General features: G+C 63.3%; 13 protein-coding genes and 2 riboswitches. Of the genes, 1 reads left to right on the top strand and 12 read right to left on the bottom strand.

The genetic code is table 11. The features are described from left to right. Positions 1-27: 27 nt before the first annotated feature. The 9 genes from gcvP to EDF71_RS05075 all read right to left on the bottom strand — a co-directional run bounded on the left by gcvP (position 28) and on the right by EDF71_RS05075 (position 10543). Positions 28-2928, bottom strand: a complete 2901-nt coding sequence (gene gcvP / locus EDF71_RS05115; RefSeq protein ID WP_133855539.1) for an aminomethyl-transferring glycine dehydrogenase — start codon at positions 2926-2928, stop codon at positions 28-30. 165 nt (positions 2929-3093) lie between these two features. Next, positions 3094-3468, bottom strand: coding sequence for a glycine cleavage system protein GcvH (gcvH, locus tag EDF71_RS05110; protein WP_133855538.1), 375 nt, complete (start codon positions 3466-3468; stop codon positions 3094-3096). Between the two features lie 70 nt (positions 3469-3538). Then, positions 3539-4672, bottom strand: a complete 1134-nt coding sequence (gcvT, locus tag EDF71_RS05105; protein ID WP_133855537.1) for a glycine cleavage system aminomethyltransferase GcvT — start codon at positions 4670-4672, stop codon at positions 3539-3541. Positions 4673-4723: 51 nt separating this feature from the next. Then, a riboswitch (glycine riboswitch) is annotated at positions 4724-4835 on the bottom strand. A 17-nt stretch (positions 4836-4852) separates the two neighbouring features. Then, positions 4853-4972, bottom strand: a riboswitch (glycine riboswitch). Positions 4973-5069: 97 nt separating this feature from the next. Next, positions 5070-6344: a TRAP transporter large permease gene (locus EDF71_RS05100; protein ID WP_133855536.1), complete on the bottom strand. Its 1275-nt coding sequence runs from the start codon at positions 6342-6344 to the stop codon at positions 5070-5072. Next, complete coding sequence (locus tag EDF71_RS05095; RefSeq protein ID WP_133855535.1) at positions 6341-6835, bottom strand: TRAP transporter small permease; 495 nt, start codon at positions 6833-6835, stop codon at positions 6341-6343. The genes EDF71_RS05100 and EDF71_RS05095 overlap by 4 nt, the downstream gene beginning before the upstream one ends. A 161-nt stretch (positions 6836-6996) precedes the next feature. Beyond that, complete coding sequence (locus EDF71_RS05090; RefSeq protein ID WP_133855534.1) at positions 6997-7974, bottom strand: TRAP transporter substrate-binding protein; 978 nt, start codon at positions 7972-7974, stop codon at positions 6997-6999. Positions 7975-8238: 264 nt separating this feature from the next. Continuing rightward, positions 8239-8994, bottom strand: a complete 756-nt coding sequence (locus EDF71_RS05085) for a nucleotidyltransferase family protein (RefSeq protein WP_133855533.1) — start codon at positions 8992-8994, stop codon at positions 8239-8241. A 36-nt stretch (positions 8995-9030) separates the two neighbouring features. Then, entirely contained in the window at positions 9031-10155 is a 1125-nt protein-coding gene (locus tag EDF71_RS05080) for a sterol desaturase family protein (RefSeq protein WP_133855532.1), read from the bottom strand. Then, on the bottom strand, positions 10148-10543 hold the full coding sequence (locus EDF71_RS05075; protein WP_133855531.1) for a hypothetical protein: 396 nt from the start codon (positions 10541-10543) through the stop codon (positions 10148-10150). Before EDF71_RS05075 ends, EDF71_RS05080 begins: the two co-directional genes overlap by 8 nt. On the opposite strand from EDF71_RS05075, the gene EDF71_RS05070 reads away from it, so the two are divergent. Continuing rightward, complete coding sequence (locus EDF71_RS05070) at positions 10542-11003, top strand: Lrp/AsnC family transcriptional regulator (protein WP_043341700.1); 462 nt, start codon at positions 10542-10544, stop codon at positions 11001-11003. The genes EDF71_RS05075 and EDF71_RS05070 overlap by 2 nt on opposite strands. Positions 11004-11146: 143 nt before the next feature. On the opposite strand, the gene EDF71_RS05065 is transcribed toward EDF71_RS05070, so the two are convergent. From EDF71_RS05065 to EDF71_RS05055, 3 genes are all read right to left on the bottom strand, one after another. Next, positions 11147-11347, bottom strand: a complete 201-nt coding sequence (locus EDF71_RS05065; RefSeq protein ID WP_133855530.1) for a hemin uptake protein HemP — start codon at positions 11345-11347, stop codon at positions 11147-11149. A 175-nt stretch (positions 11348-11522) separates the two neighbouring features. Continuing rightward, positions 11523-12566: a tripartite tricarboxylate transporter substrate binding protein gene (locus EDF71_RS05060; protein WP_133855529.1), complete on the bottom strand. Its 1044-nt coding sequence runs from the start codon at positions 12564-12566 to the stop codon at positions 11523-11525. 234 nt (positions 12567-12800) lie between these two features. Further along, positions 12801-13214 (bottom strand): biopolymer transporter ExbD, encoded by a 414-nt coding sequence (locus tag EDF71_RS05055; RefSeq protein WP_133855528.1) that lies wholly within the window; start codon positions 13212-13214, stop codon positions 12801-12803.

Below are 13214 nucleotides of genomic sequence, written 5' to 3'. Positions count from 1 at the left end.
GAAGAAGCCCGAAGGCTATCTTAAGACTTAAGCCGAGGTGCCGTAGCTGTCCAGCGGCACGCAGCTGCAAAACAGGTTGCGGTCGCCATAGACGTTGTCGACACGGCCCACGGGGCTCCAGTACTTGGCGCGGCGCAGCGCAGGCACGGGGTAGGCGGCGGCTTCACGGCTGTAGCCATGGTTCCACTCGCTGGCCAGCAGGGTCTCGGCAGTGTGGGGTGCGTTCTTGAGCAGGTTGTCGTCCTGCGCGGCACGGCCTGCTTCGATCTCGGCGATCTCGCCACGGATGGCGATCATCGCATCGATGAAGCGGTCCAGCTCATACAGGCTCTCGCTCTCGGTGGGCTCCACCATCAAGGTATTGGGCACCGGGAACGACAAGGTTGGCGCATGGAAGCCGTAGTCGATCAGGCGCTTGGCCACGTCCTCGGCCATCACGCCGCAGCTGTCCTTGAAGTGGCGCAGATCCAGAATGCACTCGTGGGCCACATGGCCGTGCTCACCGGCGTACAGGGTCGGGAAGTGGGCTTCCAGGCGCTTGCTGATGTAGTTGGCGTTCAGGATCGCGGTCTCGGTGGCGCGCTTGAGGCCGGGCTCGCCCATCATGCGGATGTACATCCAGCTGATCGGCAGCACGGCGGCATTGCCCAGCGGCGCGGCGCTGACGGCGCCCACCTTGCCAGGGACCCCTGCCGTGGCATGGCCGGGCAGGAAGGGCACCAGGTCTTCGACCACGCAGACGGGACCCACGCCCGGGCCGCCACCGCCGTGGGGGATGCAGAAGGTCTTGTGCAGGTTCAGGTGGCTGACATCGCCGCCGAACTCGCCCGGTGCGGCCAGGCCGACCTGGGCGTTCATGTTGGCGCCGTCCACATAGACGCGGCCGCCATGGCTGTGCACCAGCTGGCACAGCTCCTTCACCTGGGTCTCGAACACGCCATGCGTGCTGGGGTAGGTGATCATGATGCAGGCCAGGTTGGCGCTGTGCTTTTCGCAGGCCAGCTTCAGGTCGGCCATGTCCACATTGCCGTTCTCATCGCACTTGGTGACGACCACCTGCAGGCCCACCATCTGCGCGCTGGCCGGGTTGGTGCCGTGGGCGCTGCTGGGGATCAGGCAGATATTGCGGTGCGACTCGCCCTTGGAGGCGTGGTAGGCCTTGATGGCCAGCAGGCCGGCGTATTCGCCTTGCGAGCCGGCATTGGGCTGCAGGCTGATGCCGGCGTAGCCGGTGGCCTGGCACAGCCATTCGCGCAGCTGCGCATCAAGCAGCGCATAGCCCTGCAGCTGGTCGGCCGGGGCAAAGGGGTGCATGTTGGCAAACTCGGGCCAGGTGATGGGGATCATCTCGCTGGTCGCGTTGAGCTTCATCGTGCAGCTGCCCAGCGGGATCATGCTGCGGTCCAATGCCAGGTCCTTGTCCGACAGGCTGCGGATGTAGCGCAGCATCGCGGTTTCGGAATGGTGGGTGTTGAACACCGGGTGGGTCAGGTAGGCGCTGCTGCGCTGCAGGCCTTCGGGGATCAGCGAGGTGCTGCCTTCGTCCATCGCCTCGATATTGGGCAGCGACTGGCCGGGCTGGGCGAAGATGCTCCACAGCAGTTCCACATCGGCGCGGCTGGAGGTTTCGTCCAGGCTGATGCAGAGGTACTCGTTCCAGGCTTTGCGCAGGTTGACGCCCTGGGCCAGCGCACGGGCCAGGATCGCATCGGTGGCGTCCTTGGTGTGCAGCGACAGGGTGTCGAAGGCACTGTCATGGTGGCGGGCGCTAAAGCCCAGTTCCGCCAGGCCACGGCTCAGGATGGCAGTGAGGCGTGCCACGCGCTGAGCAATGCGCTTGAGGCCGGCCGGGCCATGGTAGACCGCGTACATGCTGGCGATCACGGCCGGCAGCACCTGGGCGGTACAGATATTGGAGGTGGCTTTTTCGCGGCGGATGTGTTGCTCGCGCGTTTGCAGCGCCAGGCGGTAGGCGGGGTTGCCATGCACATCAACGCTGACGCCGACCAGACGGCCTGGCAAGGAGCGCTTGTAGTCATCGCGGCAGGCCATGAAGGCGGCATGCGGGCCGCCGGCGCCCATGGGCATGCCAAAGCGCTGGCTGTTGCCCACGACGATGTCGGCACCCCATTCGCCGGGGGGCGTGAGCAGGGTCAGGGCCAGCAGATCGGTGGCCACAATCGCGGCGGCCTGCTTGGCATGGATGGCGTCGACGTCGGCCTTCCAGTCCACAATCCAGCCGCTGGAGGCGGGGTACTGGATGACGGCGGCAAACAGCTCGCCGGCCAGTGCCGACTCCCATTCATCCTTGCTGTTGGCCACCAGCACTTCCAGGCCCAGCGGCGCGGCACGGGTCTGGATGACTTCGATGGTCTGGGGGTGCAGATCGCCTGCCAGCACAATGCGGTTGCTCTTGGACTTGACCGAGCGCTTGGCCAGGGTCATGGCCTCGGCAGCGGCGGTGGCTTCGTCCAGCATCGAGGCGTTGGCGATGGGCATGCCGGTCAGGTCGCAGACCATGGTCTGGAAGTTGACCAGCGCCTCCATACGGCCTTGCGAGATTTCGGCCTGGTAGGGCGTGTAGGCGGTGTACCAGGCGGGGTTCTCCAGGATATTGCGCAGGATCACGCCGGGCGTCAGGGTGCCGTAGTAGCCCTGGCCGATAAAGCTCTTGAGCACCTGGTTCTTGCTGGCCAGGGCCTTAAGCTCGGCCAGTGCGGCCGCTTCGGTCACGGGCTCGGGCAGGTCCATCGGCTTGCTGCGCACGATGGAGGCGGGCAGTACCTTGTCGATCAGCGCGTCGAGCGAGGGCAGGCCCAGCGCGGCCAGCATGCTGGCTTCGTCAGCGTTGTCCGGGCCAATGTGGCGGGCGATGAATTCACTGGCATTTTCCAGCGCGGCAAGGGGCTCTTTGGAGGGCATCAGCATGGTCCGAATCGGTATAAATGGATGGTTTGGGCTGGCGCGGTATCAAAGAGCGCTGGCAGCGAGGAAAAGGAAAAAAGGGGAGGAGGCCTGGGGCCTCCTGGGCCTGTCAATCCTGCTGGCGGCCTGCTCAATCAGCAGTGGCAGGCCAGCAGCAGGGCTGGGCCATCAGGCGTTGGCGGCGAAGTCGTTGTAGGCGGTTTCGTCCAGCAGCGCGTCGAGCTGGGCCACATCGCTCAGCTTGACCTTGAAGAACCAGCCGGTGTTCAGTGGGTCGGAGTTGGCCAGCGACGGGTCGTTGCGCAGCGCTTCGTTGACTTCGACGATCTCGCCGGTCACGGGCATGAAGACGTCAGCGGCAGCCTTGACGGACTCCACCACGCCGGCGACATCGCCCTGGTTGAAGGAGGCGCCGACTTCAGGCAGATCGACAAACACCACATCGCCCAGCGCGTCTTGCGCATGGACGGTGATGCCGACGATGGCGGCATTGGTGTCGGCGCTGTTGATCCATTCGTGGTCGCGGGAGAACTTGATCGTCATAGGAATACTCCAGTTTTGTAGGCTTGAATTGTGCTCAGGCGGGTGCGGACAGCCGCACCCAGCAGCTACTTTAGCCGCGGAAATAGCGGGGAGGGACAAAAGGCATGGCTACCACCTCGACGGGCACCGCTTTGCCGCGCACCATCGCATGCAGCTGCGTTCCGATGGCCGCCAAAGCGGGCTCCACATAGGCCATGGCAATCGGCTTGTCGATGGTTGGGGCCAGCAGGCCGCTGGTGGTCACGCCGACGACCTGGCCATCGAGGTTGCGGATCTCGACCTGCTCGCGCACCGGAATGCGCTCTTGCGCCACCAGGCCGACGCGCTTGCGGGTCAGGCTGGCGGGGGTGTCGATCTGCGCGAGCACCTTGTCGGCACCGGGGAAGCCGCCTGCGCGCGCACCGCCGGTGCGGCGCACCTTCTGGATGGCCCAGTTCAGGCCGGCTTCGGGTGGGGTGGTGGTGGCATCAAGGTCGCTGCCGTAGAGGCAGAGACCCGCTTCCAGGCGCAGCGAGTTACGTGCGCCCAGGCCAATGGGTTGCACCTCGGGCTGGGCCAGCAGCTTGCGGGCCAGTGCCTCAGCCTCATGGCCGGCCACCGAAATCTCGAATCCGTCTTCGCCGGTGTAGCCGCTGCGGGTGATGAAGCAGGCGATGCCGTCGACATCAAAATCGCCACCAGTCATGAACACCAGCTGGTCAACGCCGGGTGCCAGGCGCGCCAGCGCGGTCGCAGCCTGGGGGCCTTGCAAGGCCAGCAGGCCCTGGTCGGGCAGGGGCAGCACCTGGCAGCGCTGGCCGATGCGTTCGCGGATCAGCGCAATGTCGGCCACCTTGCAGGCGCCGTTGACGATGACGAACAGCTCTTGCTCCGAGACGCGGAAGAACATCAGGTCATCGACGATGCCGCCCTCGTCATTGAGCAGCAGGCCGTAGCGCTGCTTGCCAATGGCCAGGTCGACCATATCGACGGGCACCAGGGTTTCAAAGGCAGCGGCGGCGTCGGGGCCGATCAGGCGCAGCTGGCCCATGTGGGAAACATCAAACAGGCCTGCTGCCGTGCGGGTGTGCTTGTGTTCGGCGATCAGGCCTTGCGGGTACTGCACGGGCATGGAATAGCCGGCAAAGGGCACCATGCGGGCGCCCAGCTCGATGTGCAGGGCGTTCAAAGGGGTGGACAGCAGGGCGGATGCGTTGGCGGACATGGACTCTCCAGGGCAAATATCAAGGCATGCAGCCGTTGCCGGTTGCACGCTGTTTGCCCTGCTGTCCGCTTTACCTGAGAGATTCACCCGCCGCTTTGAGGCCTGGGGGCTTGCTCCTTCGGTGGATGGCGTCCAGGCGCCACCTCTCTCCAGCTGGGAACGCCGGCAGGCATAAGCTGCGCGGCGGGGCCAGTCCTTTTGCCTGAGCGTTCAGCAGCTGCATATGCAGTAGCCTGCGCCTTCGGCGGCCGCGCTGCGCGTTGGGGTCCAACGGGGGCGACTCTCTCCTGACTGCGGCGATTTTAGCGGCAACTGGTCGCTTGCGCCTGCAAAAGGGTCGGTCAACATACAAAAAAGCCACCGGCGGGCGGTGGCTCAGCGATGCAGGTGGGCCAGATCAGCGGTAGACCAAGTCGCGCAAGGCCAGCGAGATGCCCGGCACATAGGTGATCACCATCAGGCACAGCAAGATCACCCCGACAAAGGGCAGCAGGTGTTTCATGATCTGGTCCAGTGATATTCGGGCCACCGTACAGGCGGCAAACAGGTTGACGCCAAACGGCGGCGTGATCATGCCCAGCGCCAGGTTCACCACCATGATCAGGCCGAAATGCACCGGGTCGATGCCAAAGTGCATGGCCACCGGTGCCAGGATCGGGGCCAGCACGATGATGGCGGCACTGGTCTCGATGAACATGCCGATGATGAACAGCGCTGCGTTCACGCCAAGCAGGAACATGGCCGGGCTTTGCAGCACCTCTTCAAGCCAGCGGCCAATCGCATCGGGCACACCGGCGCGGGTGATCAGGAACGCGAACAGCCCGGCATTGGCGATGATGAACATGATGATCGACGAGGAGATCGCCGATTTGCGGAAGATCGCATACAGGTCGCGGATCTTGATCTCCCGGTAGATCAGCATGCCGACGACCAGCGCATAGAACACGGCCACGGCCGAGGCCTCGGTGGGGGTGAAGACCCCGCCATAGATACCGCCCAGGATGATCACCGGCATCAACAGCGCCCAACCCGCCTGCAGCGCGGCCTTGCCAAAGCCCAGCCGGCCCTCGCCATCGTTCTTGCCCCAGCCCTTGTATTTGCAGTAGGCCCAGACGAAAAACATCAGCACCGCACTGATGAACAAGCCCGGGCCAACGCCGGCGATGAATAGCTCGCCAATCGACACCTCGGCGCTGACGCCATAGAGAATCATCGGAATCGATGGCGGGATGATCACCCCCAGCTCGGCACTGGTGGCCTGCAGCGCGGCCGCATAGGTCTTGGGGTAGCCGTGCTTGATCAGCGCGGGGATCAGGATGGCGCCGATCGCAAAGGTGGTGGCGACCGAGGAGCCCGAGACCGCAGCAAAGATCATGCAGGTGAGCACGCAGGTCATCGGCAGGCCGCCCTGGATGCCGCCCACAATGCTCTTGGCAAACTCCACCAGCCGGCGCGAGATGCCGCCGGTCTCCATCAGGTTGCCGGCCAGAATGAAGAACGGGATGGCGGCGAGCGGGAATTTGTTGATCGCGCCAAACATCTCCTTGACGGAGATGAGCATGTTGGCATTGCTGACCTGGATGCCCAGGACAGCGGCCAGGCCGATGGACACGGCCACGGAGACGGTGAGCGCAAAGCACAGCACCATGGTGGTGAGCATCACGGCGGTCATTGCGCGTTCTCCAGTTCGGTGTTTTGGGGTTCGAGCAGGTTGCCAATGACGCCAAATACAGCGAACAGCGCGCCGACCGGCACGGCCAGGTAGGCCCAGAACATGGACAGCGATTCCAGCCCGGCCATGGTCTGCACGCCGCCACGGCGGGCATAGTCCCAGCCCCACCAGATGAGCACGGCCAGCAGCACCAGGGTGGCGATGCAGACCAGGCCGCTGAGCAGCCGGCGCATCGCCGGTGGTGCCCAGCGCTTCAGCACATCGACGCTGACCATGGCTCCCTGGCGGAAGGCCATCGGAATGGCAAGGAAGACCATCCAGATGATGCTGAAGCGGATCAGGACCTCCGTCCATTCGGCGGGCTGCTCCAGCACAAAGCGGGTGAGGATCTGGAACATGCCCAGCACGGATGCGATGGCCAGCATCAGGCAGGCGCCGGCCATGGCGATGCCCGATGTCCAGCGCTCAAAGTTGAGAAAAGCTTTTTTCATGGTGACCGGGGTGGCCAGGCGCATGCAAAGCCGCCTGGCGCCATCCTCCTTGCGAGAGTTGACACGGCAACTGCTGGCGCCGGGCAGGCGTCAGCAGCGGTGGGGGGAATCAAGGGAGGCGCTGCGATGGAGAGGTGCAGCCACCTGTCCCAGCGCAGGGCTTATTGGAAGTTGCGGATGCGGTCGAGGTTGGCCTTGCCGAACTGCTTCTCGAAGTCGGCATTGGTCTTCGTCAAGGTGGCAACAAACTTGGCCTTGTCGACGTTCTCGACCACCTGCATGCCCTTGGCGCGCAGCTCGGCCACGCCGTTGGCGTCGTCCAGGTCCACACGGGCGCGGTTGGCCTTGGTGGCGGCCTGGGCGGCTTGGACAAAGGCGGTCTTGTCGTCGGCGCTGAGCTTGTCGTAGGCGGCCTTGTTCATCACCAGAATGCAGGGCGAGTAGACATGGCCTGTGAGGCTCAGGTGCTTTTGCACCTGGTCAAACTTGGCCGAGGTGATGACGGGCAGCGGGTTCTCCTGGCCATCGACCGTGCCCTGCTGCAGCGCGGTGAACACCTCGGGGAAGGCCATCGGCGTGGTGATGATGCCCAGGGCCTTGTAGGCCTGGATGTGGACCGGGTTCTCCATGGTGCGGATCTTCAGGCCCTTGGTGTCGTCCGGGCTGTTGATGGCGCGCTTGGAATTGGTCATGTGGCGAAAGCCGTTCTCCGCCCAGGCCAGGGCCTTGAAGCCCTTGCTGTCGAACTTGGCCAGCAGCTCGTTGCCGATGGGGCCGTCCAGCACAGCACGGGCATGGGCCTTGTCGCGGAACAGGAAGGGCACATCGAGGATCTTGGTCTCGGGCACGAAATTGGGCACCGGGCCGCTGGAGCTGAAGGCCAGCTCCTGGGTGCCCAGCTGCACGGCCTCGATCGACTCGCGCTCGCCCCCCAGGGAGCCGTTGTAGAAGGTCTGCACCTTGTAGCGGCCGCCGGTGCGTTGTTCCACTTCCTTGGCAAAGGTGTCAATGGCAATGCCCTGGTGCGAATTCTGGGCGACGGAGATGCTGATGCGCATCGTGGTCTGCGCCAATGCGGGTCCTGCGGCCATCAGGCCCATTGCAAGTCCAATCCCCCAGGCCAATGTCTTCATCTGCATGACGTGTCTCCCCGGCTGTGCCGAATGGTTTTATAGGCGCCTGCGGAAGCCCGCCTGCGTTTTGCATTGTGGGCAAGGTCAAACCATCCGGTATTGGGGTTTTTATGCTGTCGTTCTGCCGATTTTCTGCACCGATACTGGGTTATTTATTTAAATGACTGATATATAAATAAAAATTACATATAGCTGCGATGGCAACAAAGCTGCTGCCGTCGCAAATTACCCAATTGCGGCAGTGGTTTGCAGGGTTTTTAGTGCAGGCTCTCAGCCGCCAATGGCCTGCAGGCGCTCGACAGTGCCCACATCCACCCAGGGGCCGTCATAGCGGCTGGCGCTGCAGCGGCCCGCCTGCATCGCGGCGCGCAACTGCTGCACCAGCGGCATCTTGGTACCTTGCGGGTTGCCCGCAGAAATATCGCAGTAGGGCGCGCTGAACAAGTCTTTTTTCAGCAGGGCGACGGAGCAGTAGGTCAGGCGCGGGCGCGGGTCGTCGGCAGCGGGGTTCTCGGCCCGGCCTTCGGCGGTCAGCACAAAGTCGCCCTTGGGGTGGTGGGGGGCATTGGGCACCAGCCAGAGATGGGCCAGGTCATCGCTCTGCGCAAAGCGCTGGCGCAGGGCCTCATCAAACGGAAAGCCGGGGATGAAGACATCGCCCGAGACCAGCCAGAAGGCATCGTCCAGCGCCGGCAGCGCGCGGCTGATGCCGCCGCTGGTCTCGATACCACCGCCAAAATCCAGGTCCTCGCGGGAATAGGCAATCTGCAGCTGCTCGCTGCCCAACTGGGCCAGGGCGGGCGCTGCCGGCCAGGCATCGGCCACCTGCTGGCCCAGCCAGCCGGTGTTGATGACCAGGCGCTGCACGCCGGCGCGGGCGAGCTGCTCCATGCTGTACTGCATCAGCGGCTTGCCCTGCACGGGGAGCAGGGGCTTGGGTGTGTGGTCGGTCAGCGGGCGCATGCGCTCGCCCCGGCCGGCGGCCAGCACCATGGCCTGGGCGCGAAAATCGGGAGGAAATGACATTGGTGGTGGAAGCAATGGAGATGAGCGGGTGTGTGCTCAGCCCTTCCAGGTGAAGGGAAACTTCAGCTGCTTGAAAAAGCCGTTGGGCACATAGTCGCCGAGCACACCGTAATCGGTAGGCCAGACTTTATCGCTCTTGACGGCGGTGCCGAACAGGTAATCCAAAAAGGCGAAATGGGCGGCGTAGTTCTTGTCCAGCGCCTCGGCATCCTGGCTGTGGTGCCAGTGGTGGAAGTTGGGCGTGACGATGATATAGCGCAGCGGGCCGAGCCGCACGCTGACATTGGCGTGGTTGAACACCGCCTGGAAGCCGACGATGATGATGTAGGCATCGATCACTTCCTTGCTGAAGCCCAGCACATAGATGGGGGCGAGCACCAGGGTGCGGGTGATCAGCAGCTCCAGAATGTGCTGGCGCGAGCCGGCCAGCCAATCCATGCTTTTGACGCTGTGGTGCACCGCGTGGATGCGCCAGAGCAAGGGCACCTCATGGTAGGCGCGGTGCGTCCAGTACTGGACCAGATCGGCCACCAGGATGATCAGGAACAGCGCGACCCAGAAGTTCAGGTTGGCCACCCAGCCCCGAATGCCGTCATTGGCGGCCCAGCCAAAGAACTGGTGCACCATCAGGTTGGTGGCCAGCAGCACAAAGCCCACCACCATGTGGTTGACGAGGAAGTGGTGGAAGTCGGTTTGCCACTCGGGGCGGAAGACCGGCTGGTCCTTGCGCAGCGCAAACAGCTTTTCGATGAAGATGAAGATCAGTGCGCTGCCCATCAGATCCAGAATGAACCAGTCCAGGCCGATGTAGGGCGTATTGGTGGCAAAGCTGCCCACCGGCACTTTGTGGCCGCCCAGCAGCGCCGACAGCACCACCAGGCCAAAGGCCGAGGCGGCCAGCCAGCGGACGCGGCCCAGCACGATCAGCGCTACCGACAGACCTCCGGCGATCACCATGCTCCAGAACAGCAGCTGGCGCATCACATCGACGTTGTAGCTGCGGCGCAGCTCCGGCGTGGTGAGGTACTGCGGGAAGTGAAAGGCCAGCACGCCCAGGAAGCACAGGGCCGCCAGGATCAGCGCGATGACGCCGGCCACCATGCCCTGGCCCGCGCGCAAGGCGCCATGGCTTTCAGACAGTTCGTTGAGTCGCTTAAACATAGCTGTTTATTGACCGGTCGTATGCGCTGATCTCCAAACCCTTCAACGCATAGAGGGCGGTCTGTTGTCGTTGTTCCAGGGCGCCACTATGCCACGGAGCAGGCGCAGGCCGCACAGGGAAACGGATGCGCAAATGCAATAGTTTTGTTACATAACCAGCGCAGACGCTGCGCCGCAATGCAACAGCCCCCATGGCAGCGGAAACCGCCTGGGGGCTGGTGGAGAGAGGGGCTGCCGGTAAGCAGGCTCTGCCAGAAAGAGGCTTCGGTAAAAGTGTTTCGATGCAGAAAGTATGCCGGCTTGGTTGGCAAAAAATATTTTGTTTTTCTGGATGCATCGCATTAATATAGAAAAATATTCTAAATTTAAGGCTGGTGCAGAAAATCATGCTTCTCGACACGTTGGACCGCAAAATACTCCGCCAGCTGCAGCACAACAGCCGGGCCAGCCTGCAGGAGATTGGCCAGGCGGTGGGCTTGAGCGCCTCGCCCTGCTGGGGCCGCATCAAGAAGATGGAAGAGGCCGGTGTCATCCAGGGCTATTCGGTGCGGCTGTCGCCGCAGGCGCTGGGCTTGGGCGATACGGTCCTGGTGATGGTCACCCTCGACAGCCACAGCGACAACACCCTGGAAAAGTTTGGCGAGCTGCTGGCCACGATCCCTGAGGTGGTGGAGGCGCACCTGGTCTCGGGTGAATACGACTACCTGCTGCGCGTGGTCGTCAAAGACACCCGCGACTACGAGCGCCTGCTGCGCGAGAAGCTCTACAAGATCAAGGGCATACGGCACAGCCAGTCGAGCTTTGTGCTGCGCACCCTCAAGCATGCAGATTTGCCATTGGGTGTGTAGTTGGGTGTGTAGCCGGCCTTGCCCCTGGCATGTCAGGCGCGCATAAAAAAGCCAACTGCAAGGAGTTGGCTTTTTGCTGGCTGCGTTTGTTGCCGCCGAGTCCCTGATGGGGAGGGCGGCAGCCATTGGCGGGCGATGCAGGCTTACTTGGTCAGGATCAGCTTGCCGAGCTTGGTGGTTTGCAAACGGTAGATGGCACCGTTGTGCACGATGGATACCGCTTTGGCGCCTTGGAGCAGCTCGCTGCTTTCCAGGGCGGCCGATTGCGTGGCATGGCCTTGGGACACGCTGGCACTCTTGCTGGCAGCGGCAAGCGGGGTGGCGGGTAGGGCGATGGTTTGCATGGCAGTACTCACAGGGATAAAACTGAAGCAAATGATAACGATTCGTATTCGTGAAGTCCAGTGTTTATTTGAAATTTGCCTTGGTAAAAGTCAAAAAGCCACGGTGCAGGCATGGCCGACCGTGGCTGGCTGCCTTTTGGGGCGCTGGCAGAGGCGCTAAACGGGATGCGAGGGCTCAGGTGGGCTGCACGCCGGCATCGACCAGCAGCTTTTTCCAGATCGGCAGATCGCGCTTCCAGTCGTCCTGAAAGCGTGCCGGGCTGTCATCGGTAAAGGGCACAAAGCCAGCCATCAGCACCCGGGCATTCACCTCGCGCGTCTGCAGGGCCTTGCGCACTTCGGCACCCAGCTGTTCCACCACGGGCGCGGGCGTGCCCCCGGTGGCGGCGATGCCCAGCCAGCCGGAGATGGTGAAGGCATCTTCCTTGTGGCCCTGCTCGGAAAAGGTGGGCACATCGGGCAGCGCGGGCACGCGGCTGGGGCCGGTGAAGCTGATGGCACGCAGCTTGCCGGTGTCGATATGCTGCTTGAGCGAGAGGATGCTGCCGATGCCCATCATCAGTTGGCCACCGACCAGATCCTGCACCATCGGTGCCTCGCCCTTGTAGGCGATATGGCTCATGTCGGCATTCGTCAGGTTGCTCAGGCTGGCCAGCACCAGATGGCCTTGCGAGCCAATGCCGTAGCTGCCGTAGGAGAGCTTGCCCTTGTTGGCGACGATATAGGCAATCAGCTCCTGCAGATTGCGTGCCGGTACCTGGCTGTTGGTGACCAGCACGATGGGCGACCAGCAGATACGCACCACGGGCACAATGTCCTTTTGCGGGTCATAGGCCATTTTCTTGAACATGAACTGGTTGGACAGCATGGTACTGGTCGTCCCCAAAGTCAGCGTATGGCCATCGGCAGCGGCCTTGGCCACTGCATCGCAGGCCAGCAGGCCCGCTGCGCCGGGGCGGTTGTCGACGATGGCCGGCTGGCTCAGCTGCTGGCCTAGCCGGTCACTGACGCCGCGCGCCAGCACATCAGTAGCGCCCCCGGGGGCGAAGGGCACGATCACGCGCAAAGGCTTGGTGGGGAAGCTGGCCTTGTCGCTGGCTGCACGCGCGACGGTGGCCAGCGGCAGGCCACTGGCGGCAGCGGCACTGGCCACAGCCAAGCGCAGCATCTGGCGCCTGCGCAAGGGGGTGGGGGATGGCTGGGTGCGGGACGTCTTCATCAATCGGTGTCTCCTCAATCTAGTGATAGTTGGGGGAGGCGCTGGTGATGGTCGGTTTGCCCGCCGCTGCTTCGGCCAGTACAGGTCGCCATGGCGCTTGTCCTGCGGCCCAGTTTAGGCAGGGCAGGCGGGCTGTCGGCGTCGCTTGGGCGTCACTGCGGGTAAACCTGATCTGGTCTGCAGCCGGCAAGAAAAAAGGGCTCCTGCTGGAGCCCTTGCTGGGAGGGGAGCGCTTTACTCGCCCACCTGGTCGGTGATGAAACCGATCTTCTTGAGGTTGCTGCGCTGGGCAGCGGCCATGGCCTGGGCCACTTTTTCGTACTTCACATCGCGGGCACCGCGGATGTGCAGCTCGGGCTGGGGTTCCTTGCTGGCTTCGGCCTGCATATTGGATTCCAGTTCGGCGTCGGTCACGGCCTTGCCATTCCAGTTGTAGCTGCCGTCGGGCAGGATGGCCAGCTGGATGGTATCCGGCTTGGCATCTTCCGGCGTGTTGACGGCGCGTGGCAGGTCGATGTTGACCGAGTGCTTCATCACCGGCACGGTGATGATGAAGATGATGAGCAGCACCAACATGACGTCCACCAGCGGCGTCATGTTGATCTCGTTCATGACCTCATCGGCATCGTCTTGCGTTCCAAAAGCCAT

Origin of the sequence: Comamonas sp. JUb58 (genome assembly GCF_004364775.1) — a bacterium.
Classification (GTDB): domain Bacteria; phylum Pseudomonadota; class Gammaproteobacteria; order Burkholderiales; family Burkholderiaceae_C; genus Comamonas.
The sequence above is the reverse complement of the archived record's forward strand: the minus strand, read 5'-3'. Positions and strand labels throughout refer to the sequence as shown.